Genomic DNA, 23,531 nt, shown 5'->3' with positions numbered 1-23,531 from the left:
ACGGGCCGGTGCCGTGACCTCACAACTCCACGACCACGGCGCCCAGATGACGCCCCTCGGTGAGCTCGCGCAGGGCCCGTGGCGCCTGTTCGATCCCCTGGAGCCGGGCGTGCGGGAAGGTGAGGGTGCCCTCGCGCAGCCCCTCGCCGAACCGCTGGTTCCACTCCGGGATCAGGTCCAGGTGCTCGTACAGGGCGACACCGCGCAGGGTGATGCTGCGGGAGAGCAGCGAGAGGGTGTCGATCTCGACCGTGGCCTTGCCGTCCCCGGAGAGCTGGGCGGCGAGCGCGCCCACGATGGCGAACCGTGCGCCCCGGTTGGCGAGCGCGAGGGCGGCCTGCAACTGTTCGCCGCCCACGTTGTCGAAGACCGCGTCGATGCCTTCCGGGGCGGCCGTGCGCAGCTGCTCCTCGACGGGGCCCGCGCCGCGGATCACCACGGCGTCGTAGCCGAATTCCTTGATCAGCCGGTCCGCCTTCTCCTGCGAGCCCGTGCTGCCGATGATCCGGGCGGCGCCGCGCAGCCGGGCGATCTGGCCCGCCAGGGAGCCCACGCCGCCCGCCGCTCCGGTGACGAAGACCGTGTCGCCGGGGCGTACTTCGGCGCCGCGCACCACCCCCATCCAGGCGGTGGGCCCCTGGGAGAGGTAGGCGGCCGGGTCGGGCAGCAGGCCCGGGTCGAGCCGCTGCACCTGGTCGGCGTCCACCACGGCGTACTCGCGCCAGCCGAGGCGGTGTTCCACCAGGTCGCCGGGCTCGAAGCCGGCCTCGGGGGCCGCGACCACCTCGCCGACGGCGGCCCCGTGCAACGGCTCACCGATCTCGTAGGAGGGCATCGGCACCACGCTGGTCTCGTCCATCAGCGTGCGCATCACGGCGGCGACACCCATCACGGTGTTGCGGACCAGCACCTGGCCGGGCCCGGGTTCCGGGACCGGCACCTCCACGATCTCGAAGAGATCATCGGTGACGGGCCCCTGGGGCCGGGCGGCCAGGCGGACTTCGCGGTGTGTGCGATGTGTCATGCCCCGAGGCTAGAACCTGACGCGCACGTCAACGTCAAACCGGTCGCTGGTCCTAGGACTCACGGCGGGGCGGACTCGGGGACGGCTCTTGTGGCCGGGGGCCCAGGCCCTGGGGCCCAAGGGGAGGGGCCCCAGGGGCGGGGGCCGAGGGGACGGGACCCCAAGGGGGGCCATGTGCGGGGCCTCCCCGGGGGCGGCCGTTGTGCCGCTGCCTGCCCCCCGAAGGGCCCCGCAGGGCGTTGTCGCAGAGCATCTTCTCGAAGTGCGGCACGGTCCCGGTGGCGTCCCTCATCGCCTCATCCCGGAGGCGCCCGCCCGGCGCCACCGCCTCCGGAACCGTCGGCCCCGGAGCCCGCCGGCCCTGGAGCCGCTACCCCTGGAGCCACTCGCCCTGGAGCCGCTACCCCTGGAGTCGCTCCGTCAGCTCCTCCGGGTCGGTCGTCGGCCGCTCGCAGGTGAAGTGGCGGCAGACGTAGGCGGCCGGTTTGCCGTCGACCAGCGGGCGGTCCTTGAGGAGCGGTACCTCGTCGGCCCCGGGGGCGCCCAGCGCGACGGCTGCCCCCGGGGTGGTGGCGAGCAGTGCGGCGCGGTGCAGCGCGACGGTGGCCGGATCACCCTGCGGACCGACGACGGCGATCTCGCGCGGGCCGTCCAGCGCCGCCTCGGCGACGGCCAGCCCCCATCCGATGAAGCGCGGGGCCCGGCCGCCGAGTGCGGTGACGATGCCCAGGGCCCGCTCCGCGGCGTCCCGGTGGAGGGCGCTGCCGGTCAGCGCCGCGTACGACAGCAGGGCACCGGCCGCCGCGGTCCATCCGGAGGGCGTCGCATTGTCGGTCGGGTCCTGGGGGCGGCGGATCAGCGCCTCGGCGTCGGCCGCGGTGTCGTAGAGCGCGCCGTCCTCGGTGGTGAACTGGAGCAGCACGGTGTCCAGGAAGAAGCCCGCGAACTCCACCCAGACGCCCTCCCCCGTGACCGAGGCCAGGGTGAGGAAGCCCTCCGCGACGTTGGCGTAGTCCTCCAGGACACCGGAGTTGGCGCCGGGGGCGCCGTCGCGGGAGGTGCGGTGCAGCCGGGCCTGCCAGTCCATGTGGACGCGGACCAGCAGGTCGGCGGCGTCGGTGGCGGCCTGGATCAGGTCCGGCCGGTCGAAGTAGGCGCCGGTCTCGGCGAGCGCGGCGATGGCCAGTCCGTTCCAGGAGGCGACGATCTTGTCGTCCCGCCCGGGGCGCGGCCGCTCCTCCCGCGCGGCGAGCAGCCGCTGCTTGACGGCGGCCAGCCGCTCGGCGTCCACCGGCCCTTCGGTGTCGGGGAGTTGGAGGACGGAGGCGCCCTCCTCGAAGGTGCCCTCCTCGGTGACGCCGAAGCAGGCGGCGGCGAACTCCGCGTCCTTCTCGCCCAGTACGGCGCGCAGCTGCTCGGGCGTCCAGACGTAGTAGGCGCCCTCGACATGCCTGCCGGTGCCCGAGCCGTCGTCGCTGTCCGCGTCCAGTGCGGAGGCGAAACCGCCCTGGTCGGTGCGGAGTTCGCGGACCATGAAGTCGGCGGTGTCGACGGCGATCCGGCGTGCCAGCTCCGAGTCGGTGGACCGCCACAGGTGGGCGTAGGTCCGGCACAGCAGGGCGTTGTCGTAGAGCATCTTCTCGAAGTGCGGCACGGTCCAGGTGGCGTCCACCGCGTAGCGCGCGAAACCGCCGCCGAGCTGGTCGTAGATGCCTCCGCGGGCCATCGCCGCACAGGTCGCCTGCACCATTTCCAGGGCTCCTTCGGAGCCGGTGCGGGCGTGGTGGCGGAGCAGGAATTCCAGCACCATGGACGGCGGGAACTTTGGTGCGCCGCCGAACCCGCCCTGCACGGCGTCGAATTCGCGGGTCAGGGCCATCAGGGCGCCGTGCAGCTCCTCGGCGCGCGGCGGCCGCCGGTCCGCGGGCAGCGACTCGGTCAGGGACCGGCCTGCCAGGTCGGCGACGATCCGGCCGGCGACCTCGCCCACCTCGTCGCGGCGGTCGGTCCAGGCGTTGCGCACCCCTTCGAGGATCTGCCCGAACGACGGCATGCCGTGCCGGGGCTCGGGCGGGAAGTACGTACCGAAGTAGAAGGGCTCGGCCTCGGGGGTCAGGAAGACGGTCATCGGCCAGCCGCCCTGGCCGGTGGCGGCCTGCACGGCCTCCATGTAGACGGCGTCGACGTCGGGGCGCTCCTCGCGGTCGACCTTGACGGCCACGAAGTGGTCGTTGACCAGCGCGGCGGTGGCCGGGTCCTCGAAGCTTTCGTGCGCCATCACATGGCACCAGTGGCACGAGCTGTAGCCGACGCTGAGCAGCACCGGCACACCGCGCCGCCGCGCTTCCTCGAAGGCGTCGGCCGACCACGGCCACCAGTCGACCGGGTTGTCGGCGTGCTGGAGCAGATATGGGGAAGTCTCATGAGCCAGGCGGTTCGGCATGGGTCCATCCTCTCCCAATGAGGCGCGGGGAGCCGGGAGCGGAGGGAGTTATCCACAGGCCTGCCGGAATCCGTGCGGACGCGGAACACTGTGCGTACGGCGACGATCACCGCCGGAGATTGCTGGAACTGCTGGAGGGGGATGAGCATGCCGGGCTCACTGGCTGTGCTCCGCGACGATCACCGGGCGGAAGCGGAAGCGCTGTTGACCAGGGCCGTCGAGGAAGAGGTGCGGCGCTCGGGCGGCCGGCTCGACGGGGACACGCTGCTCAGCCGGGCGCGGTCGGTGCTGGAGGATCTGGCGGGCAGCGCCGCCGAGGAGTACACCGCGTATGTCCGGGCGCTGGACGAGGCCGCCGCCGAGCAGCCGTCGCTGTCCCGGCGGCTGTCGCGCAAGGAGCTGGGCACTCCCGCGGTGGCGACGGCCGTGGCGGCGGTGGCCGCCTTCGGCACGGACCTCGCGTACGGCACGGGCGCGGGCGCGGCGCTGGGTGTGGGGGCCGCCGCGATGGTGGCGGGCGCGGCGGCCACGGTCCTGAAGCTGACCGCGGGCCACTGGCCGGCGGCGCACCGGGAGGCCGGGAGACGCGGCCGGCCCGGCGGCGCGCAGCAGTTGCGGCTGCAGTGGCTGACGGCGCTGGAGGTGCGCGGCATCCGGCCGTTCCTCGACCAGCAGCGGATGCTGACGGCGGCGGCTCGCGGCGGCGGTGCGGCATCCCAGCCCACCGCCTCGAAGGCCGGCCGCGGACCGCAGCTGCGCGGCGCGGACCGCAGCGCGGCGGCCCGGCAGCGGTCCCTGTTGGAGCACTCCTTCTCCCAACTTCCGCGCCCTGACGGACCGTTCGCGGGCCGGCGGGCGGAGCTGACGCAGATCGCCCAGTGGGTGCATGCGGCCCGTGCGAGCACGGAGACCAAGCCGACGGTGGTGATACTGCACGGCGAGCCGGGCTCGGGGCGTACGGCGCTGGCGGTGCGGGCCACCCATCAGCTGCGCGATCAGTTCCGGGGCGCGTGTGTGGTGGATCTGCGCAGCGACACGCCCGGTGAGGTGCCGCTGCCGACCCGGGACGCGCTGCTGCATCTGCTCAACCGGCTGGGCGCACCGCGCGAGCAGCTGCTCTTCCGGGAGCGTCCGTCCCAGGAACAGCACGTCAAGCGGCTCACCGATCTCTACCACCAGCATCTGACGGGCCTTCCGGTGACGGTGCTGCTGGATGACGCCGCGGACCCGGAGCAGGTGCGCACTCTCGTTCCGGAGCGGTCCGACAGCCTGGTGCTGGTCACCTCCCGTACGCCCCTGGAGCTGCCCGAGGACATCGACGCATGGGTGCATCAGCTGCCGGTGGGAGCGCTGGACGCGGCGGGCACCGAAGAGCTGCTGCGCGCCACCACCGCGGCCGGCGGCGAGGCCCCGGACACTTCCGGCCCGTACGACTCACGGGCCGTCGAGGAGATCTCCGAGCTGTGCGCGGGCCTGCCCCTGGCGCTGCGGGTGGCGGGCTCCTCGCTCGGCTCGCGCACCGCCACCGCACTGGCCACGGACCTGGCGGCCTACGGCCCGGTGCCGCCGGTGCAGCGTGCGCTGTCGCTGCGCTACGCCGACCAGTCGGAGACGGCCCGGCGGCTGCTGCGCCGGCTGGCGCTGGTGGGCCGGGCGAGCCTGGGGGCGGCGGCCTCGGCGGCGCTGCTGGGTGTCGAGCAGGCGGAGGCGGAGCGGCAGCTGACGACGCTGGCCCGGGCGGGGCTGATCGAGCATGTGCGCGGCGAGCGCTACCGCCTGCACGCCCTCGTGCACAGCTTTGCGCACGACCGTCTGATGGACGAGGAGGAGCCGGGCGAGCGCGGCGCGGCCCAGGAGCGGCTGATCCGCGCCTACGCGGAGCTGGCCGACTCGGTGATCCGGCTGGTCGACGGCCGTACGTCCACCCGCGCCGACCGCTTCGGGTCCCATGGCTTCACCTCCCTGGACGCGGCCCTGCAATGGCTGGACGACGAGACCAGCTTCATCACGGCCGCGCTGCGCCACGCCGACCAGGGCGTGGACCAGGCGGCCGTCTCGCATCTGCTGGGCGCGCTGGCCGACTACTGCCTGCTGCGCGGTGACCTCTACCGCCTGGGCGAGCTGAGCGAGCTGACCCGGGCCGTCGGGCAGGGGCTGCTGGTCCGTTCGGTGCAGTGGCGTACGGGCGTGGCGGCCCGGCAGCTGGGCGAGCTGGACAAGGCGCGGACGACGCTGTCGTCGGTGGTCGATCTGTACTTCGAGGCGCAGCATCCGGCGGGCGCCGCCCGTGCGCTGCGCGATCTGGGCATCACGCTCCAGCAGCAGGGCAATCTCGTCGAGGCCTCGGCCAAGCTCCGTGAGGCGTTGGAGCTTCAGTCCGCTCCGGACATGCACGGCGACCGGGCCTGGACGCTGCACGCCCTGGCGGCGGTGGAGCGCGACCGCGCGCAGATCGCCGAGGCCCTCGCCATGCTGCGGGAGGCGCTGGAGCTCCACGAGGAGAGCGAGAGCATCCACGGCCAGGCCTGGGCGCACTTCCAGCTCGGCCAGGTGCATCTGCGGAGGGGCGACGTACCCGCGGCGGAGCGCGCACTGCAGGCGGCGATGGAGCTCTACGGCCGTACGCACGACGAGCGCGGTGAGGCCTGGGCGATGACACAGCTGGCGCGCGCCCGGCTGGTGGACGGCGAGCCGGGGCCGGCGGTGGACCAGCTGCGCCAGGCGCTGCCGCTGCACCACCAGCACGAGGACGCCCGCGGTGAGGCCTGGACGATGTACTACCTGGGCCAGGCGCTGGAGGAGCGCGGCGAACACGATGCGGCGCTGCGGCAGCTGGAGCGGTCACGGACGATGTTCAGCCGGATGCAGGACGGCTACGGCCTGGCCTGCGCCCGGCATCACTCGGGCCGGGTCACCCGTGATCTGCGGGCGGAGCAGACCGGCTCACTGCGCAACAGCGGTTTCGCCCGGCAGCTGCTCCAGGACGCCCGTAAGGACTTCCAGCGCATAGGGGTTCCGCACGGGGAAGCGTGGTCCTGCCTGGAGCTGCTGATCATCGACGCCGGCAACGGCCGGCCGGCCCAGGCACTGGAGCTGGCCGACGAAGCGGCGCGGCTCTTTGCCGGCTACGGCGACCGGCGCGGCGAGGACTGGGCGCGTTTCCTGCGCTGCACGCTGCTGCCGCTCGCCTCGCCGGGCGGGTCCGTGGTGGGCGCGGCCGTCGCCCAGGAGGAGCTGGCGCAGCTGATCCGCGAGAAGCATGCCTCCCGCGATTCCAAGCTGGAGGACTGTGCGGAGGCGTTCGCGCTGCTGCTGGACCGCGGGGTGGAGCCGGAGACGGGGTGGCAGGCATGGCGGCTCGGCATGGTGCCCAACCGCCATGCCCGCGAGGTCATGGGGGTGCAGGTCACGCCGACCGCCACGGAGTGACGCCCCGGCACGGCGGAGCGCCCGGCCACGGCACCGCGGCGCGCGCGGTGTGCGCGAGGCGCGCCGGGTTCACCGCCCCGCCCGTGCCACGGCGGTGCCCGGGGCGGCGGATCGGGCCCGGCCCGCCGGCCGCTCGGACCGACGAGCCGCCGGGCCGGTCAGCCGGCCGTGTCCATCGGCCGGCCGTCGACCGCCACCCGGTCTTCAGAGACCAGCCGGCCCCGCCCTCGGCCGGTCCTCAGCTGGTCTTCGGCTCGGGCGCCGGCGCGGCGGCGGTGGTGGTGGTGCCCGCGTCACCGTCCTCCGGCTGCTCCTCGAAGTCCACCTTCTTCATCTGCTTGTTCATGGACTTCATCAGCAGCCACACGGCGCCGCCGATGACCGCGAAGACGATGAAGCCGAGGACGCCGGGGGTCACTTTGTCCTTGTCGAAGCTGTCGGCAAGGGTGACGAAGTGCGTCAGGGCGAGGGTGCTGGTCGCGCTCATCATGGGATCAATTGTTGCGGATGCCCGCGAAGAGGTCGCCCTCGGGGAGGGAAGTGTCCACGAGCGACTTCGCGAGCTCGTACTCTTCCGTCGGCCAGACCTCGCGCTGGATGTCCATCGGCACCCGGAACCAACCACCGTCGGGGTCGATCTGAGTGGCGTGGGCGATCAGCGCCTTGTCACGGATCTCGAAGAAGTCGGCGCACGGGACGTACGTGGTCAACGTGCGCTCGCGCTGCTCGAACTGCTTCCAGCGCTCCAGCCACTCGCCGTAGGGCGAATCCATGCCGCGCTCCAGCAGCGCCTCGTGCAGCGCGACCGTGCGCGGCCGGTTGAAGCCCTGGTTGTAGTAGAGCTTCTGGGGCTGCCAGGGCTCGCCGGCCTCCGGGTACTTCTCCGGGTCGCCGGCCGTATCGAAGGCCACCATCGTGATCTTGTGGGTCATGATGTGGTCCGGGTGCGGATAGCCGCCGTTCTCGTCGTAGGTCGTGATGACCTGCGGCTTGAACTCCCGGATCAGCTTGACCAGCCGCCCGGCCGCCTCGTCGACGTCCTGCAACGCGAAGCAGTCGTCGGGCAGCGGCGGCAGCGGGTCGCCCTCGGGCAGCCCGGAGTCGACAAAGCCGAGCCACTCCTGCTTCACACCCAGGATCTCCCGAGCCTCGTCCATCTCCTTCTTCCGTACTTCGTGGATGTGCTCCTCGATGTACGGGTCTCCCTGGAGTTTGGGGTTGAGGATGGATCCTCGCTCACCGCCTGTGCAGGTGGCGACCAGCACGTCCACCCCCTCGGACACGTACTTGGCCATCGTGGCCGCACCCTTGCTCGACTCGTCGTCGGGGTGGGCGTGGACCGCCATCAATCGCAGCTGCTCAGTCAAGACTCGATCCTCAGTAAAGGGCCGGAGAAGATGCCTCCTATAGTGACCGAAGCGAGGGGGCGCTGTATTCCCCGGGGCGGGGACCCCCGGGGGGTTCGTGACTCAGGTCCCCCAACCAGGAGGATGGATCATGACTGCGGTGCGCGAAGGGCTCCCCGACGGACGCTACGGCCGCTCCGCGGATGAGCGTGCGGACCGCAAGCTCAAGATCATTGGTGCGGTGCTCGGTGCCGCCCTGCTGGGCGTGATCGGCTGGTCCGGCATCTCGTACATCACGGGGCAGGACCTCAGCGGCCGCGTGATCACCTGGGACGCGGTCTCCGACCACGCCGTCAAGGTCCATCTCGAGGTCGTCAAGGGCACGGACGACAAGGGCGTGTGCACGCTCCGCTCACAGGCCGAGGACGGCTCCGAGGTCGGCCGCAAGGACGTCACCGTCGACCAGCGCTCGGACCAGGTGGACACCGAGGTCACGGTGCGTACGACGAAGCGGGCGACCAATGCCGTGCTCGTCGGCTGTACGCCCGCGGGCAACGGCTGACCTGCGCGGCAGCGCCCACGGGCCCGGCACACGGGTCCACGGCACCCCGTGCGGCCCGCGCCACGCCCGCAGCGCCCCGCGCCCGGCTGCTGCGCGTGTCGTGACCGCCTCTGATCAGCGGTGATGCGTTGCTGTGCGGCCGCTGTGAATTTCCTCTTCCCCGTTTTGTGCCGGAATTGTTAGGCTCGTGGTTTCGCCCACCCGTGAAGGCGCAAACCTTCCTGGTAGGGCGTTTGATTTATCCCCAGTACCGACGAGGAGCACCTGTGACCCAGACCAGCGAAAACGTCACCTGGCTTACCCAGGAGGCGTATGACCAGCTCAAGGCCGAGCTGGAGCACCTGTCTGGTCCCGCACGCGCCGAGATCACCGAGAAGATCGCGGCGGCCCGCGAGGAAGGTGACCTGAAGGAGAACGCCGGGTACCACGCGGCCAAGGAAGAGCAGGGCAAGCAGGAGCTGCGCGTCCGCCAGCTCACCCAGCTGCTCCAGACCGCGAAGGTCGGAGAGGCCCCCGCCGCCACCGGCGTCGTGGCTCCCGGCATGGTTGTCACCATCGCGTTCGACGGGGACCCGGACGACACGCTGTCGTTCCTGCTGGCCTCCCGGGAGTACGCGAGCTCGGACATCGAGACCTACTCCCCCCAGTCGCCGCTGGGCACGGGCGTGAACGGCAAGAAGGTCGGCGCCGAGGCGGAGTACGAGCTCCCGAACGGCAAGAAGGCGGCCGTGAAGATCCTCGACGCGAAGCCGTACACGGGCTGAGCCCCGAGGCTTCCCTCGACGCCGAAGCGGCCCGGAGCGTGACGCTCCGGGCCGCTTCGCGCTGTCTGCGGCGCCAGGCCGCCGAGGCCGTGGCCGCTGAGGCCGTAAGCCGCTCAGGCCGTGGCCGACCGGTATTTGCGGACGGCCAGCGTCCGGAAGACCGCGATGATCAGGACGGACCAGATCACCGAGGCCAGCACCGGGTGTTCCATCGGCCAGGCACCGGTCACCGACGTGGGCGCCCTGCCGATGGTGTTGCCGAACAGCTCCCGGGCCGCGGCGACCGTCGCACTGAACGGGTTCCACTCCGCGACATGCTGCAGGAACGCCGGCATGCCGTTGACCGGAACGAACGCATTCGAGATGAAGGTCAGCGGGAAGAGCCAGATCAGGCCGCCCGATGTGGCCGCCTCGGGCGTCCGCACCGTCAGGCCGATGAGCGCGCCGATCCAGGAGAAGGCGTAACCCAGCAGGAGCAGCAGCGCGAAGCCGGACAGCACCTCGGCGAGGCTCTCGTGGGTACGCCAGCCGATCAGCAGCGCAACGACCGCCAGCACCACCAAGGTCAACGCGGTCTGTACGAGGTCGGCGAGGGTACGGCCGGTGAGCACCGCACCGCGGGACATCGGCAGCGACCGGAAGCGGTCGATGAGTCCCTTGTGCATGTCGTCGGCGATACCCGCGCCGGCACCCGCCGTGGCGAAGGTGACGGTCTGCGCGAAGATCCCGGCCATCAGGAACTCGCGGTAGGCCTGGGCGTCGCCCACCGGGGCGCCGGGGATGTTGATGGACCCGCCGAAGACATACGTGAACAGCACCACGAACATGATCGGCTGGATCAGCCCGAAGATCACCACCTCGGGGATCCGCAGCATCCGGATCAGATTGCGCTTGGCGACCACCAGCGAGTCGCGTACGGATCTGCTGAGGCCGCCCCGTGGCTGCGGGGTGCGGGTGCGGGCGTCGCCGGCCGCTTCGGTCACCGTGGTCACTTCACGCCCTCCTTGTCGGTCGTCGCGCTCGCGTCCGCGTCGACCGCTCCGGCCGCCGGCGTCCCGTCCGGCGCGGTGCTCGCGGCGCCCTTGCCGCCCTTCTTCTGCCGGCCGACGGCACCCTTGCCGCCCGCGCCGCTCTCTTCCGCGGCCTCCGCGGCGTGCCCGGTCAGCGAGATGAACACATCGTCGAGGGTGGGGCGGCGCAGCCCGATGTCGTCGATCTCCACCCCGCGGACGTCCAGTTCACGGATGACCTCGGCGAGCAGCTTGGCGCCGCCCGCCACGGGGACCGTGAGCTTGCGGATGTGCGGCTCGACCGTGCCCTCGCCCTTGCCGAAGCCGCGCAGGACCTCGTCGGCGACGGAGAGGTGGTCGGGGGAATGCACCACGACCTCGACACGCTCGCCGCCGGTACGCGCCTTGAGCTGGTCGGAGGTGCCGCGGGCGATGACCTTGCCGTGGTCGACGACGCAGATGTCGTGGGCCAGACGGTCGGCCTCCTCCAGGTACTGCGTGGTGAGCAGCAGGGTCGTACCGCCCGCGACCAGCTCCTGGATGACCTCCCACAGCCCTTGGCGGTTGCGGGGGTCCAGGCCGGTGGTCGGCTCGTCCATGAACATCACGGGCGGGCTGACGACCAGTGCGGCCGCGAGGTCGAGCCGGCGGCGCATACCGCCGGAGTAGGTCTTGGCGGTGCGGTCGGCGGCGTCGCCGAGATGGAAGCGTTCCAGCAGTTCAGCGGCCCGCCGCTTGGCGTCGCGCCCGCTCATCTGGTAGAGCTGGCCGACCATCATCAGGTTCTCGCGACCGGTCAAGTACTCATCCACGGCGGCGAATTGGCCGGAGAGGCCTATCGAGCGCCGCACCTTGTCGGGGTGCGCGAGGACATCGATCCCGGCGACCACCGCCTTGCCGCGGTCGGGCCGGAGCAGGGTCGTCAGGACCCGTACCGCAGTGGTCTTGCCGGCACCGTTGGGGCCGAGCATTCCGAGGACGGTTCCTTCGGGAACGTCGAGATCGACGCCGTCCAGTGCCCTCACGTCGCCGAAGGTCTTCACCAGACCTTCGGCGTAAATGGCGCCTGGCATATGGGTACTCCCATGGCTTGGGTCAGTTCCAGGTCGAATATTACGGTTGGCGGCTTATGCCTGCCCTGCGGGCATTTGTCCACAACAGGACGCCACGACTCCTCGGCCCCCCGCAGCGCGATACTACGGCGGAACGCGATACATCGCGATACAAATTTCGATTTTCCGCGCAGAACGAAAAGGGAACGGTCGTTCGCCGGCGGGTGTGGGGAGGGCGCCACGGTATACCCGCAGTCCCCTGGACCCCATCGATTTACGGCAATCCCCTGGGCGGTACGCCGTGCCGCGACTGCCCGCGCCACGCCACGTCCGCCCGCTGCCGCTGCCGCTGCCGCACCGCGCTCAATCCGCGACGGCGTACCCCGCCTCGTGCAGCGCCGCCCGCACGTCGTTGCAGTGCGCCGGCCCCTGCGTCTCCAGATGCAGCTCCACCTCGACCTCGGTCAGCCCGAGCTGCGGATCCGTCCGCACATGGCCGACGTCGAGCACGTTGGCATCGGCCTCCGACAGCACCCCGAGCAGCGTCGCCAGCGCCCCCGGCCGGTCCGTCAGCCGCAGCCGCAGCGAGAGATAACGCCCGCCGGCGGCCATGCCGTGCCGCAGGATGCGCTGCAACAGCAGCGGGTCGACATTGCCGCCGGACAGCACCGCGACCACCGGCCCCTCGAAGGACTCCGGTTCGGCGAGCAGCGCCGCCACCGGGCTCGCCCCGGCCGGCTCCACCACCAGCTTCGCCCGCTCCAGGCACAGCAGCAGCGCACTGGAGAGCTGGTCCTCGGTGACCGTACGGACCTCGTCCACCAGCTGCTCGACCATCCCGAAGGTCACCTCGCCGGGCCGCCCGACCTTGATGCCGTCCGCCATCGTCGAGAGCCCCTCGATCGCGACCGGACGCCCGGCCGCCAGCGACGGCGGATAACAGGCCGCCCCCGCCGCCTGCACCCCGACGACCTTCACGTCCGGCCGCAGCGCCTTGACCGCGAGCGCGACCCCCGCGGCGAGCCCGCCGCCGCCGATCCCGATGACGATGGTCCGCACCTCGGGGCACTGTTCGAGGATCTCCAGGCCGACGGTGCCCTGGCCGGCGATGATGTCCGGGTGGTCGAAGGGGTGGATGAAGACCGCGCCGGTCTCCCGCGCGTAGTCCTGGGCGGCGGCCAGCGTCTCGTCCACCACCTGGCCGTGCAGCCGTACTTCGGCACCGTATTCGCGGGTCGCGGCGACCTTGGGCAACGGGGCGCCGACCGGCATGAACACCGTCGAACGCACCCCCAGCAGCGACGCCGCGAGCGCCACGCCCTGCGCGTGGTTGCCGGCGCTGGCGGCCACCACACCCGCCGCCCGCTCCTGCGCCGACAGCCCGGCGATCCGTACGTAGGCGCCACGGATCTTGAAGGAGCCGGTGCGCTGGAGGTTCTCGCACTTGAGGTGGACGGGCGCGCCGATCAGCCCGGACAGATAGCGGCTGCCCTCCATCGCGGTGGCCCGGGAGACACCGGAGAGCATCTTGTGCGCCTCGCGCACGTCATCGACCGTGATCGCGGCGGCCGGACCCTCGGCTGAGCGTGCGGAGGCGGAGGTTACGGGCGGCGTGCGCGGCGTGTGGTCGGCCATATCGCCAGTCTTGCAGTTCGCCCACCGCGGGGCCTTTTCTGCCCAGATGGCGATCAGGGCCGCGCCGGAAGCGGCGGACGGCGGTGCGGCGGCGGAGTCCCGTACGGCCGCCCGGGGGTTACGGGGCGTTATCGGAATGGACAGCCCAGGTACGCTCCGCGCCGGGTCCGCGTACGCTGTCCTCCCATCCATACGCACTTCCATCGAAGCGAGCTCCCGGCCATGCCCACCTCTTCGGACATGACGACCCACACCGACCCCGCTCTCCTCGACGCGCTGCAGCACCAAGTGGCCGTCTTCGCCCGCCGCGCAGAACAGAGCCGGCTCGGCGGCGTCGGGCAGGCGCGCAATTCCATGGACCGCGCCGCCTACCTGCTGCTCAACCGCCTGGACCAGGAAGGCCCGATGGGCGTGAAGGCCCTTGCCGCCGGTATGGGCATCGACTCCTCGACGGTCACCCGTCAGGTCGCCCCGCTGGTCGACTCCGGTCTGGTCAGCCGCGCCACCCACCCGGAGGACGGCCGGGCCGTGGTGCTCCAGCTCTCCGAGCGCGGCCGCGCCCGCCTGGAGGAGGTGCGCACGTCCCGCCGCGCGCTGATGGCCCTGGTGACCGAGCAGTGGTCCGAGGAGGAGCGCACGGCGTTCACCACGCTGCTGACGCGCTTCAACGCCTCCCTCTCCGACATCACCGCGTCGTTGACCCCGGTGGGTCCGACGTCCTGACTGCCGGTAGGTCCGACGTCCCGACTGCCGGGTAGTCCGACGTCCTGACGCCCGCGCGCCGGAAGAACTGACGCCGACGGACACGGGACGACCGCAAGCGGACCGACACAGGACGACCGCAGACCGACGGACACGGGACGACCGCAGGCAGACGGGCCACCACACCCGTCGTGCCGCCACCGCATGCCTGCCACCGCGCCTCCGGCCCCGGGCACACGGGCCGCCGTACCCGTCCCGCCTCTCCCGCACCCCGCGGACTGCCGCCCCTGTCACAGCTCTTGACCGGGTGGCCGCGCTGCCGTGCTATTAGGAGCCCAGGGTCGGGTGTCCGTCATCCGGGAGGCGCGGTGCGAGAGCGGCGACCGGCGCAGGAGCGCCGCCACGCCCGGGAGTTCGCGCTGTTCGTGGCGGGCGCGGCGGGCCGGCTGCTGCACACCGCCACCCTGCTGACCGGCGAGCCCGCTTCCCGGCCCGCTCCGGCCGCCGAAGAGTTGCTGACCTGCGCGCTCTCGCGGACGTACGCCGTCTGGGACCGGCTGCGCGGCGACGATCCATACGAGCGCACCCGCCGGGAGATGGCCGCCCACTTCGCGCGCACCGCCTGGCGCCACCGCCGGCCGCGCGGCGGGCTTCTGGACCGGCTGTCCCCGCAGGAGCGTCTGGTTCTCGTCCTACGGCTGTACGAGGGCGTGGCCGAGGAGCAGACCGCGGCCCAACTCGGCCTGCCCGCCGAGCGGGTGCACGCACTGTGCCTGCGCGCGATCGCGGAGATGCGCAGCCGCCGCCCCGGGCCGGAGCCCCCCGCGGCACACCGCCCGGTGCCGGAGACGGGATCCGGCCCGGCCCAGGACTCCGCGCCCAAACCGGCGGCCCCATGAGCCTCCCCGACCGCAAGGAGGCCGAGGTACGGCAGATGCTGGCCGGGCCGCACCCGCTCGTCCCGCCCGATCTCGCCGAACGGGCCACCGCCCGCGGCCGCCGTCTCGTGGCGCACCGCAAGCTGGTGCGCCGCCTCGGCTGGCTGCTGGCGCTGCTCGCCCTGGCGGCGCTGGCCTGGGCGGCCGTGCAGCACCCCTGGCTGCCGCCGCCGGCCCACACCACCCCTCCCGCGGAGGGGTGGTGAACGGCAGGGCCGGCGACCGGTCCGTCAGCCCAGCGCCTGCGCGAGGTCCGCCAGCAGGTCGTCGACGGACTCGATGCCGACCGAGAGGCGCACGAGGTCGTTGGGGACCTCCAGCAGCGAACCGGCCGTCGAGGCGTGCGTCATCAGCCCCGGGTGCTCGATCAGCGACTCGACGCCGCCCAGCGACTCACCGAGGGTGAACAGCTTGGTCCGGTTGCAGACCTCCACCGCCGCCTGCTCGCCGCCCGCGACCTGGAACGACACCATGCCGCCGAAGGACCGCATCTGCTTGGCGGCGATCTCGTGGCCCTGGTGCTCGGCCAGCCCCGGGTAGAAGACGCGGGTCACCTTGTTGTGGGAGGTGAGCAGGTCCGCGATGCGTGCCGCGTTGGCGCTGTGCCGGTCCATGCGTACGGCGAGCGTCTTGATGCCGCGCATCACCAGCCAGGCGTCGAACGGTCCGGCGACCGCCCCCATCGCGTTCTGGTGGTAGGCGAGTTCCTCGCCGAGGGCGTCGTCGTTGACGACAAGAGCGCCGCCGACCACATCCGAATGCCCGCCCATGTACTTGGTCGTGGAGTAGACCACCACGTCCGCGCCGAGAGCGAGCGGCTGCTGAAGGTAGGGGCTGGCGAAGGTGTTGTCGACAACGAGCTTGATCCCGGCGTCATGCGCGACACCGGCCAGCGCCGAGATGTCGCTGATGCCGAGCAGCGGGTTGCTGGGCGTCTCCACCCAGATCGCCTTCGTACGGGGCCGCAGCGCGTCGCGTACGGCCTTCGGGTCGGAGGTGTCGGCCACCGACCATTCCACACCCCAGCGCTCGACGACCTTCGAGATGAGACGGAACGTTCCGCCGTAGGCGTCATTGGGGATGACGACATGGTCGCCGGGGGTCAGCAGGGTGCGCAGCAGGCAGTCCTCGGCGGCGAGGCCGGAGGCGAAGGCGAGGCCGCGGCGGCCGCCGTCGAGCGCCGCGAGGTTCTCCTCCAGGGCGGTACGGGTCGGGTTGGCGCTGCGGCTGTACTCGTAGCCGCCGCGGAGCCCGCCCACCCCGTCCTGCTTGTAAGTGGATACCTGATAGATGGGCGGTACCACCGCGCCGGTGGCCTCGTCGGGCTCCTGACCTGCGTGGATGGCAACGGTTTCAAAATGCTGATGGCGTGGTTCGCGCTGATCGCTCATGTCTGCCGAGGGTAGTCGGCCGCGCGACCGAACTTTTCGGAACTTTCTGGTTGGCTGGATAGTGGATACATACGAGGGACCACACACAGGTTCCCCGCGCACCCCATCCGCCGCCCGTCACCCACCCCCTCCTCCCACCCCACTCCTCCTCTTCCCGCCACGCCTTCGACCCGCACCGTTACAGGCAGCCGTTACAGGTACAGGACACCCCACATGGACGCTCTGCTGGTTCTTCTCGCCGCGCTCACGCTCGGCGGCTTCGTCTTCCTGCCCTGGATGCGGCGCCGGCGGGCGGGGCAGCACACCCGGCAGGGCATGGTGGTGGCCTCCGACCCGATGGCCGGCTACGGCTTCGTACCGCTGGAGGAGCTCGACGTACGGCTGCCCGGCCCGGACCAGGAACTCGCCGAGGCGCTCGCCGAGATGCGCCGCACGCACGACTGGCGTCCGGCCGCCGCACTGCTGAAGTCCACCGGCGACGACTGGGAACGCCGCTGGCAGCGGGTGCAGACGCTGGCCGGCGCCGCCGCGTTCGAGCTGGCCGCGGAAGAGGCGACGGAGCAGCAGCGGCGCGGTACGGCGCCGGGATACGGCGACGGCGGGCGGACCGGCGGGATCTGGCTGCGCACCTGGCGCTCGGAGGCCCCCAAGGACCCCGGCGGCGCTCAGACGCACGCCCAGTTCCTCGTCGTCCAGGCGCTGCGCGACCCGGGCTCGGAGGACTTCCGCATGATCCTCGAAGAGGCCCGTACGGTCTGCCGGGAGGCGGCCCTGCTGGCGCCCGGCAGCCCGATCCCGTACATCACGGAGCTGGCCGTCGCCCGCGGCCTGGGCGACCGCCCCGCCGACTACGAAGAGCTGTGGTCCAAGGTCGCCCAGCGCGCTCCGCAGCACATGGGCGCGCATCTCGCCGCGCTTCCGTACTGGTCGCAGAAGTGGCACGGCTCCCGCCAGGAGGCCGAGGCCTTCGCCGAGCGCGCGGCGGCCGCCGCCCCCGCCAAGACCCTCCTCCCGGCCCTCCCCCTCTTCGCGGTCTACGAGCACCTCCCCGAGGCCAACATGGTCCGCAGCCTCTACCAGAGCGCGGTCGTCGAGCGCGCCATAGAAGGCGCCCACTTCGCCCTCCGCGAGGCCCCCGCCGACCACCCCATGGCCCCGCACGTCCGCCATCTCCTGGTCTGGTTCCTGGTCCGTGCCGAGCGCTACCCGGAGGCCATGGAGCAGCTCCGCCAGGTCGACGGCCATGTCGGCGCCGTCCCCTGGTCATACGGCCGCAGCCCCGCCGCCGAGTACGCCGCCTACCGCGCCCTGGCCATCGCGGGCTGGGAACAGCTCGGCGGCGGCAGTTCGGCCGGCTTTCCGCCGGCCGGGCAGTAGCCGCCCCGGCCGGAAACGCTCCTTACGCACCGCCGGGGCCGTGGCCGGAATACCCCCCGCCCCGCCAGCGTTGAGCGCACAAGGACACTGCGTGCCACGTCGGTGCCACGTCGCTCGCCCCAGCCCCAGGAGCCTGATCCGGATGCTCTTCTCCCGCTTCAAGACCCACCTCCCCACGCCGGACGAAGCGCTCGAAGGCCGCCCCGAGCGGCCCTTCGCCGTCCCCGACCGGCACACCGTCCTCGGCAACCCGCTGCTCGGCCCGTACCCGGACGGCCTGGAGATCGCCGACTTCGGCCTGGGCTGCTTCTGGGGCGCCGAGCGGAAGTTCTGGCAGGCCAAGGGCGTTTGGACCACCCTCGTCGGCTACCAGGGCGGCCACACCCCCCACCCCACCTACGAAGAGGTGTGCAGCGGCCACACCGGCCACACCGAGGCCGTCCGCGTCGTCTACGACCCCGCCGTGATCCCGTACACGGCCCTGCTGAAGCTCTTCTGGGAGTCGCACGACCCGACCCAGGGCTTCCGCCAGGGCAACGACGTCGGCACCCAGTACCGCTCCGCCATCTACACCCACTCCCCCGCCCAGCAACAGGCCGCCGAAGCCTCCCGCGACGCCTACCGCACCGTCCTCCGAAACTCCGGCTACGCCGACATCACCACCGAAATCCTCCCCGCCGACGGCACCCGCCCCTTCTACCCGGCAGAGGGGTACCACCAGCAGTACCTCGACAAGAACCCGGCGGGGTACTGCGGCATCGGCGGGACGGGCGTGAGCTGCCCGGTGGGGGTGGCACCGGCCGGGGACTGACTTCGGGGCCGTCAGCCCAGGTAGGGGTGCTCCCGCCAAGCCGGTCCAGGCGCGGGTAGCCACACTGCCTCTGCCTCACTCGTTCGAGCGGAGGCAGAGCACTTGTGCCGGATAGGCTGACGCACGGGATCAGAATCACGCCCATGGGAGCAGCCATGACCACCTCCGCCGCTGGGCAGCCACTCATTCCCCAGCCCCCTGCCACGGTCGCTGCACTGCGGCAGGCCATCAGTCAGATCGCGCCCGCGGCGCTGCCAGCCTTCACACGGGAGTTGGACCAAGCGGCCGACCAGTCCCGGCAGGGCTCCGACCTGGCACCGCTCCAGCGGTTCATCGCCCAGTGGGCCGCCTATGTCCACATCCAGCGTCGGCCGGACGCGGCAGCGGACCTCCGTCGGTGGGAGAACGCTGCCGAATCGGGCGACGCGGCTCAGGCACGGCAGGCCGCCTCCGAGATCGGTCGGATCCTGGACGAAGCCCACTCCGCCATCGGCCTACCGGCCCGGTGAGCGCTGACTGGCGCTGGGAGTACGACCCCGACCACGACCATGTGGCAGGCGGCATCCCCGGTCACGTGGCGGAAGTGGAACGTCTGGCCGGCCAGCTCGTAGACCTTGCAAGTACGGGCATCGACGTCAGCGATTTCGGCAACGGCCCCCGACCGGGAGGTCTGCGCCGCATGGACGCCGCCGGCGGCTGGTTCTACTTCCTCGTGGCGCCGCGCGCCCTGCTGATCACCATCGTCCGCATCATGCCACCGTTCGACGCGCTGTAGCCGTCACCGCTGAAGCATCTTGCGCGCCTGGCGCCTGGGGCTACTTGGCACGCGAGACCCGTAGGGACGGGCGTGAGCTGCCCGGTGGGGGTGGCACCGGCTCCGACGGACGACTGACGACTGACGTAGAGGGCGCCGAGGGATGACTGACAGCTGATGCGCACGGCCGTTTACCGAGTGCTCGGCCCCGCCGGGGGCATCGCCATCGACCTCACGGCAGGGGCGGCGTCGGTGGCAGCTCCCCCGCGCAGCGCCGAGCGGATCAGCAACCGGACCTGGCTGGACGCCACGCCTGTCCTCGAACATCCCCCCACCGACCACTCAGGGCTGCGCCTCACCCCGGATGAAGCCGGCTGGCTGCGGCACGGATTGAGCCTTGCAGCAGAGGCGATCGAGGCAGCGCAGCCCCGAGACCGGCACACGCTGGTCACGGTGCATCGCGTGTTGTTCCCCGAAACCGAGTTCCAGGCGGAGGGGCTGGCCGGAGCGATCATCGACGGGTCGCAGAGAGAGTTCAGCATCCCCGAAGTCGCCGTCGGCATCTCGTTCGACCGTGCCGCCAACCGCTTCGCCTTCAACTGGCAGTCGCATCAGCCCGGCCCAGGAGAAGACGTGCACAGGAAGCGCCCCGCCCGGGATCTGCGTGGCCGCCTTCTGCCGGACGAACGAGGTGCGGAGTAGCCCGGCTGCCCCGCCGCGGGAAGTGGGCCACACGGAGCTTTCAGCCCCTCCCGGACGGCGTCATGCCACGCGTTGCGTCGGCCACCGACTCTCGGCCGTCCTGAGATCCATTTCGGCCAGGAGACGCACCCGAAGCATGCCCCGGCCCGCAGATCGCCACGATTCAAGGCATGACGAATTCGGGGGCAAGAAGCAGCAACCTTGGCGGCTTGGGGCAGTGGTGGGGAGTCCTGGCCGGCGCCCTACTGATCGCGGCCTGGGTCAACAAGGCAGCAGGGCCAGCAGTGGTGATCGCACTATCAGCCGTCGTCCTGCTCTGGTGCGCATTCCAGGCACCAGTAACATGCGGTGCTCCGGTGAGGGGCCGCGAGGACGGCTGCCGCAACAACGCATCAGGGCTCCTCCTGGGCTGCCACATCCGGCAACACCGCTGGCAGAAGCTCAAGATGCTGTTCGTCCGCCGCCAAATCCGGGCCTTCTGCTCAGGACTGTTCTCGGACGGCAAGGCCACCATCGTCACCCTCGCGGGAATCGGCAGCTTCGTCTCCGGGCTGGTCGCCCTCGTTCCCGGCGTGGTCATCCACTGACCACCACGAAAGAGCGCTCGACAGGGCCAACAGCGAACCACCCTACTTTCAGGGTGGTTTCGTGAGTCCGAAACTCGAATCCGGTACCCCGAGCAGCGTTCGGTAGTGCATGAGGGCTGGGGCGGCAGCGGGATGCCTGCGTGTCTTCTGGAGCCGTTAGCTTGATCCGTATGGCCAGCCAGATCATCACTCTCATTGGCGTCCTGGTGGGCGCCCTCACGTCCTTCTTCGCCACCAGCATGGCCGAACGTGCCAAGTTCCGGCGGACGTTGGCCACACGATGGGACGAGCGGAAGCTGGACACTTACATCGAGTACACGTCGTGCATCAAGGAAGAGGTGCGGACGGCGAGGCGAGCCGTTGAGGCCGGCGAGCGAGGCGAGAGTCCGGCGGAGGCGCTTGCCGAGATGGATGCGGCAGAGGCGAGGCGGTCTCTCCTCTTCGAGGGGCTCGTCCTACTGAGCAACGATGCGGCTATCGAGGCGGCCAACACGGTCAACCAGCGCACTTGGGACCTGTTGAAGTGCGCGCGCGGGCCTGCGCAGGAAGCTGTCGACCGGCGACCGGAGTTGAGCATGCTCGTCATCGAGGCGCTGAACGCCCTGCACATCGCAGCGCGTTCCGATCTCTTCATAGACGGCTCACAGTTGGTGCGGCGGCGGTGAGCACTCGCCGCGGTCGTAACGCTCGCCGTGCTGCGCGGCTTCGGCGGCTCCGTGTACGTCTTGGTCGGCTGAACGTCACCGGCGGCGGGAGCGGTTGCGCGGAATTCAGCGGAATGCAGTGGAATGCAGTGGATTTCAGGGGGGAAATTTCATGGGGCAGGACATACAGTTCGTGCGGGTGACGGCGGCGGAGCTGGAGCGGGCGGAGCAGGATCCTGACTGGGCGGACGAGTTGGTCGTCGAACGCAGTGAGGAAGGCGAGGTAGACGACGGCCTCGTCGGGTTCCTGGGGAGGGACTGGGCCGGACTTCAGTACCTCTTCGATGCCGCAGAGGTTCCGGTGATGATTCTGGACGGCGGATCCACCATCGACGAGCAGGGCATCTACACCGGCTGGGACGTCGAATCCGTCGCGCACGTGGCGGCGGAGCTGCGGAAGGCGGCCTGGGAGGACCTGGCCGGGCACTACGACCCGGAACAGATGCTGGAGGAGGACGTCTATCCCGGGCACGGCTACTGGGACCGGGACGGGAACGGTCTCGGCTATCTGGAGGGGGCCTTCGTCACCCTGCGGCACTTCTTCACCACTGCCGCGGCCGCGGGCTCTGCGGCGATGCGGGAATTCAATTTCTGACCGGTGTGACCGGGCGGGCAGTTGAAATTTCCGATGTGAGGCAGGCGTCACCTCGGAAGCCCACTGCGTGTCAGGGCGTTCACCACGTGTAAGCGAATGGTCCGCATAGTGGGCGTTCACCTCGTACGCGCAACACGTCCCCCCACACTCTTGAGGCTCTCCGAACGTCTCGATCAATGAACAGGCACGACCATGAGTCGGACACCCACCCGGTCCCCCCAGGGCTCCCAGCAGGCCGTACAGAACGGCGGCGAGCCCGTGTTGTCGCACGGCCTCAAACAGCGCCATCTGTCGATGATCGCGCTCGGCGGGGTCATCGGCGCGGGGCTCTTCGTGGGCTCCGGGGTCGGGATCGCCGCGGCCGGGCCGGCCATCGTGCTCCTCTTCATGGGTACCGGCGCGCTGGTCATGCTGATCATGCGGATGCTCGGTGAGATGTCCGCGGCCCGGCCCTCCACCGGCTCGTTCTCGGTGCATGCCGAGGAGGAGATCGGGTCCTGGGCAGGTACCACCTCGGGCTGGATGTACTGGCTGATGCTCTGCGCCGGTGTGGCTGCCGAGGCGACCGCGGCGGGCACGATCATGCACACCTGGGTGTCGTTCATCCCCGCCTATGGCTGGGTGGCGATCTTCATGGTGTTCTTCTGCGCCAGCAATCTGACCGCGGTCAAGAACTTCGGCGAGTTCGAGTTCTGGTTCTCCGCCATCAAGGTCACCATGATCGTCGCCTTTCTGGTGCTGGGCGTGCTCGGCATTCTCGGGGTGTTCGGCAGCGCCCCCGGCACGAGCCATCTCACCGGCCACGGCGGCTTCTTCCCGACCGGCGCAGCCGGCCTTGCCGCGGGGCTGCTGACCACCATTTCCGGGTTCGCCGGGCTGGAGACCGTCACCATCGCGGCGGCCGAGTCCGACCAGCCGAGCCGGAACGTGGCCCGTGCCGTCCGTACTGCCGTCTGGCGCATCGCCGTTTTCTACATCGGCTCGATGGCCGTGGTCGTCACCCTGGTGCCGTGGAACGACCCGAAGGTCGCCTCGGCCGGCCCGTACGTCACCGTGCTCGACAGGCTCGGCATCCCGGCCGCCGGCACGATCATGCAGATCGTGGTGCTGGTGGCACTGCTCTCCGCCATGAACGCCAACATCTACGGCTCGTCGCGCATGGCGTACTCCCTCGTCAACCGGGGCCAGGGCCCGCGTTTCCTGGGCAAGGTCACCAGGGGCGTACCGGCTGCGGCGGTCCTGGCGTCCTGCGTCTTCGGCTTCGCGGCCGTCATCGCCGGGATCGTCTGGCCGACCACCGTGTTCGCCTGGCTGCTGAACATCGCGGGCTGCTCGGTGCTGGTCGTCTGGTCCATCGTCTGCCTCACCCAGCTGAAGATGCGCCGCCGTCTGGAGCGCGAGGCACCCGAGCTGCTCTCCGTACGGATGTGGGGCTTCCCCTACCTGACCTGGCTCGCGTTCGCCGCCATCCTCGGCGTCTTCGCCGTCATGGCCGCCAACGCGGACGGCCGTCAGCAGCTCGCCGGCACCGCCGTCGTGGTGGCGGCGCTGGCCGGCGCAGGCCATCTCAAGCAGCGCCGCGACGACCGGCGAGCCGACGTCACTGCCTGAGCCCGACGTCACCGCCTGAGCCCGACGTCACCGCCTGAGCCCGACGTCACCGCCTGAGCTGACCTCACCTCCCTGAGCTGACCTCACCTCCCTG

23 protein-coding genes are annotated in these 23,531 nt (G+C 71.1%); 15 read left to right on the top strand and 8 right to left on the bottom strand.

What is annotated here, in order from left to right; translation table 11 throughout:
- Positions 1-19: 19 nt before the first annotated feature.
- Entirely contained in the window at positions 20-1,024 is a 1,005-nt protein-coding gene (locus K7C20_RS23630; RefSeq protein WP_030087756.1) for an MDR family NADP-dependent oxidoreductase, read from the bottom strand.
- 400 nt (positions 1,025-1,424) lie between these two features.
- Entirely contained in the window at positions 1,425-3,467 is a 2,043-nt protein-coding gene (locus tag K7C20_RS23625; RefSeq protein WP_053209779.1) for a thioredoxin domain-containing protein, read from the bottom strand.
- A 147-nt stretch (positions 3,468-3,614) separates the two neighbouring features.
- Here K7C20_RS23625 and K7C20_RS23620 point away from each other — a divergent pair, with 147 nt between their 5' ends.
- Positions 3,615-6,896, top strand: a complete 3,282-nt coding sequence (locus K7C20_RS23620; protein ID WP_053209786.1) for a tetratricopeptide repeat protein — start codon at positions 3,615-3,617, stop codon at positions 6,894-6,896.
- A gap of 238 nt (positions 6,897-7,134) precedes the next feature.
- Here the strand turns inward: K7C20_RS23620 and K7C20_RS23615 are convergent, their stop codons facing one another.
- Positions 7,135-7,386: an RAMP4 family protein gene (locus K7C20_RS23615; RefSeq protein WP_030088190.1), complete on the bottom strand. Its 252-nt coding sequence runs from the start codon at positions 7,384-7,386 to the stop codon at positions 7,135-7,137.
- Between the two features lie 4 nt (positions 7,387-7,390).
- Positions 7,391-8,263, bottom strand: a complete 873-nt coding sequence (gene mca, locus K7C20_RS23610) for a mycothiol conjugate amidase Mca (RefSeq protein WP_030088188.1) — start codon at positions 8,261-8,263, stop codon at positions 7,391-7,393.
- Positions 8,264-8,393: 130 nt separating this feature from the next.
- On the opposite strand from mca, the gene K7C20_RS23605 reads away from it, so the two are divergent.
- Together K7C20_RS23605 and greA are read left to right on the top strand one after the other, a co-directional pair.
- Positions 8,394-8,804, top strand: coding sequence for a DUF4307 domain-containing protein (locus K7C20_RS23605; RefSeq protein WP_030088186.1), 411 nt, complete (start codon positions 8,394-8,396; stop codon positions 8,802-8,804).
- A gap of 266 nt (positions 8,805-9,070) precedes the next feature.
- On the top strand, positions 9,071-9,568 hold the full coding sequence (gene greA, locus K7C20_RS23600; RefSeq protein ID WP_030088184.1) for a transcription elongation factor GreA: 498 nt from the start codon (positions 9,071-9,073) through the stop codon (positions 9,566-9,568).
- Between the two features lie 113 nt (positions 9,569-9,681).
- On the opposite strand, the gene K7C20_RS23595 is transcribed toward greA, so the two are convergent.
- The 3 genes from K7C20_RS23595 to ilvA all read right to left on the bottom strand — a co-directional run bounded on the left by K7C20_RS23595 (position 9,682) and on the right by ilvA (position 13,265).
- Positions 9,682-10,560, bottom strand: coding sequence for an ABC transporter permease (locus K7C20_RS23595; protein WP_400842930.1), 879 nt, complete (start codon positions 10,558-10,560; stop codon positions 9,682-9,684).
- Positions 10,557-11,651, bottom strand: a complete 1,095-nt coding sequence (locus tag K7C20_RS23590) for a daunorubicin resistance protein DrrA family ABC transporter ATP-binding protein (protein WP_030088180.1) — start codon at positions 11,649-11,651, stop codon at positions 10,557-10,559. Before K7C20_RS23590 ends, K7C20_RS23595 begins: the two co-directional genes overlap by 4 nt.
- A gap of 342 nt (positions 11,652-11,993) precedes the next feature.
- Entirely contained in the window at positions 11,994-13,265 is a 1,272-nt protein-coding gene (gene ilvA / locus K7C20_RS23585; RefSeq protein WP_053209780.1) for a threonine ammonia-lyase, read from the bottom strand.
- A 222-nt stretch (positions 13,266-13,487) separates the two neighbouring features.
- Here ilvA and K7C20_RS23580 point away from each other — a divergent pair, with 222 nt between their 5' ends.
- The 3 genes from K7C20_RS23580 (at position 13,488) to K7C20_RS23570 (ending at position 15,111) form a co-directional block, all read left to right on the top strand.
- Complete coding sequence (locus tag K7C20_RS23580; RefSeq protein ID WP_030088166.1) at positions 13,488-13,988, top strand: MarR family winged helix-turn-helix transcriptional regulator; 501 nt, start codon at positions 13,488-13,490, stop codon at positions 13,986-13,988.
- A gap of 347 nt (positions 13,989-14,335) precedes the next feature.
- A complete protein-coding gene (locus tag K7C20_RS23575) occupies positions 14,336-14,866 on the top strand; it encodes a sigma factor-like helix-turn-helix DNA-binding protein (protein ID WP_030088164.1) in 531 nt (176 codons plus the stop codon).
- Positions 14,863-15,111, top strand: coding sequence for a hypothetical protein (locus tag K7C20_RS23570; RefSeq protein WP_053209781.1), 249 nt, complete (start codon positions 14,863-14,865; stop codon positions 15,109-15,111). The genes K7C20_RS23575 and K7C20_RS23570 overlap by 4 nt, the downstream gene beginning before the upstream one ends.
- A 24-nt stretch (positions 15,112-15,135) precedes the next feature.
- Here the strand turns inward: K7C20_RS23570 and K7C20_RS23565 are convergent, their stop codons facing one another.
- Positions 15,136-16,296 carry a cystathionine gamma-synthase gene (locus tag K7C20_RS23565; protein WP_053209782.1) on the bottom strand — a complete coding sequence of 387 codons (1,161 nt, stop codon included), beginning with the start codon at positions 16,294-16,296 and terminating at the stop codon, positions 15,136-15,138.
- Between the two features lie 213 nt (positions 16,297-16,509).
- Here K7C20_RS23565 and K7C20_RS23560 point away from each other — a divergent pair, with 213 nt between their 5' ends.
- The 9 genes from K7C20_RS23560 (at position 16,510) to K7C20_RS23520 (ending at position 23,437) form a co-directional block, all read left to right on the top strand.
- Positions 16,510-17,673, top strand: a complete 1,164-nt coding sequence (locus tag K7C20_RS23560) for a hypothetical protein (RefSeq protein ID WP_053209783.1) — start codon at positions 16,510-16,512, stop codon at positions 17,671-17,673.
- A gap of 142 nt (positions 17,674-17,815) precedes the next feature.
- Positions 17,816-18,484 (top strand): peptide-methionine (S)-S-oxide reductase MsrA, encoded by a 669-nt coding sequence (msrA, locus tag K7C20_RS23555; protein ID WP_030088156.1) that lies wholly within the window; start codon positions 17,816-17,818, stop codon positions 18,482-18,484.
- 155 nt (positions 18,485-18,639) lie between these two features.
- The gene (locus K7C20_RS23550; RefSeq protein WP_030088154.1) at positions 18,640-18,993 is read left to right on the top strand and encodes a DUF6247 family protein; all 354 of its coding nucleotides are present in this window, start codon (positions 18,640-18,642) and stop codon (positions 18,991-18,993) included.
- The gene (locus K7C20_RS23545) at positions 18,990-19,259 is read left to right on the top strand and encodes a hypothetical protein (RefSeq protein WP_030088152.1); all 270 of its coding nucleotides are present in this window, start codon (positions 18,990-18,992) and stop codon (positions 19,257-19,259) included. The genes K7C20_RS23550 and K7C20_RS23545 overlap by 4 nt, the downstream gene beginning before the upstream one ends.
- 231 nt (positions 19,260-19,490) lie before the next feature.
- Positions 19,491-19,940 (top strand): hypothetical protein, encoded by a 450-nt coding sequence (locus tag K7C20_RS23540; RefSeq protein ID WP_150127312.1) that lies wholly within the window; start codon positions 19,491-19,493, stop codon positions 19,938-19,940.
- A 170-nt stretch (positions 19,941-20,110) separates the two neighbouring features.
- The gene (locus K7C20_RS23535) at positions 20,111-20,527 is read left to right on the top strand and encodes a hypothetical protein (protein ID WP_030088148.1); all 417 of its coding nucleotides are present in this window, start codon (positions 20,111-20,113) and stop codon (positions 20,525-20,527) included.
- Between the two features lie 170 nt (positions 20,528-20,697).
- Positions 20,698-21,192 (top strand): hypothetical protein, encoded by a 495-nt coding sequence (locus K7C20_RS23530; RefSeq protein WP_030088146.1) that lies wholly within the window; start codon positions 20,698-20,700, stop codon positions 21,190-21,192.
- A 151-nt stretch (positions 21,193-21,343) separates the two neighbouring features.
- Positions 21,344-21,826 carry a DUF1877 family protein gene (locus K7C20_RS23525; protein ID WP_030088143.1) on the top strand — a complete coding sequence of 161 codons (483 nt, stop codon included), beginning with the start codon at positions 21,344-21,346 and terminating at the stop codon, positions 21,824-21,826.
- A gap of 192 nt (positions 21,827-22,018) precedes the next feature.
- Entirely contained in the window at positions 22,019-23,437 is a 1,419-nt protein-coding gene (locus tag K7C20_RS23520) for an amino acid permease (RefSeq protein ID WP_053209785.1), read from the top strand.
- Positions 23,438-23,531 lie beyond the last annotated feature (94 nt).

The organism is Streptomyces decoyicus (assembly GCF_019880305.1).
Lineage (GTDB): Bacteria > Actinomycetota > Actinomycetes > Streptomycetales > Streptomycetaceae > Streptomyces > Streptomyces decoyicus.
The sequence above is the reverse complement of the archived record's forward strand: the minus strand, read 5'-3'. Positions and strand labels throughout refer to the sequence as shown.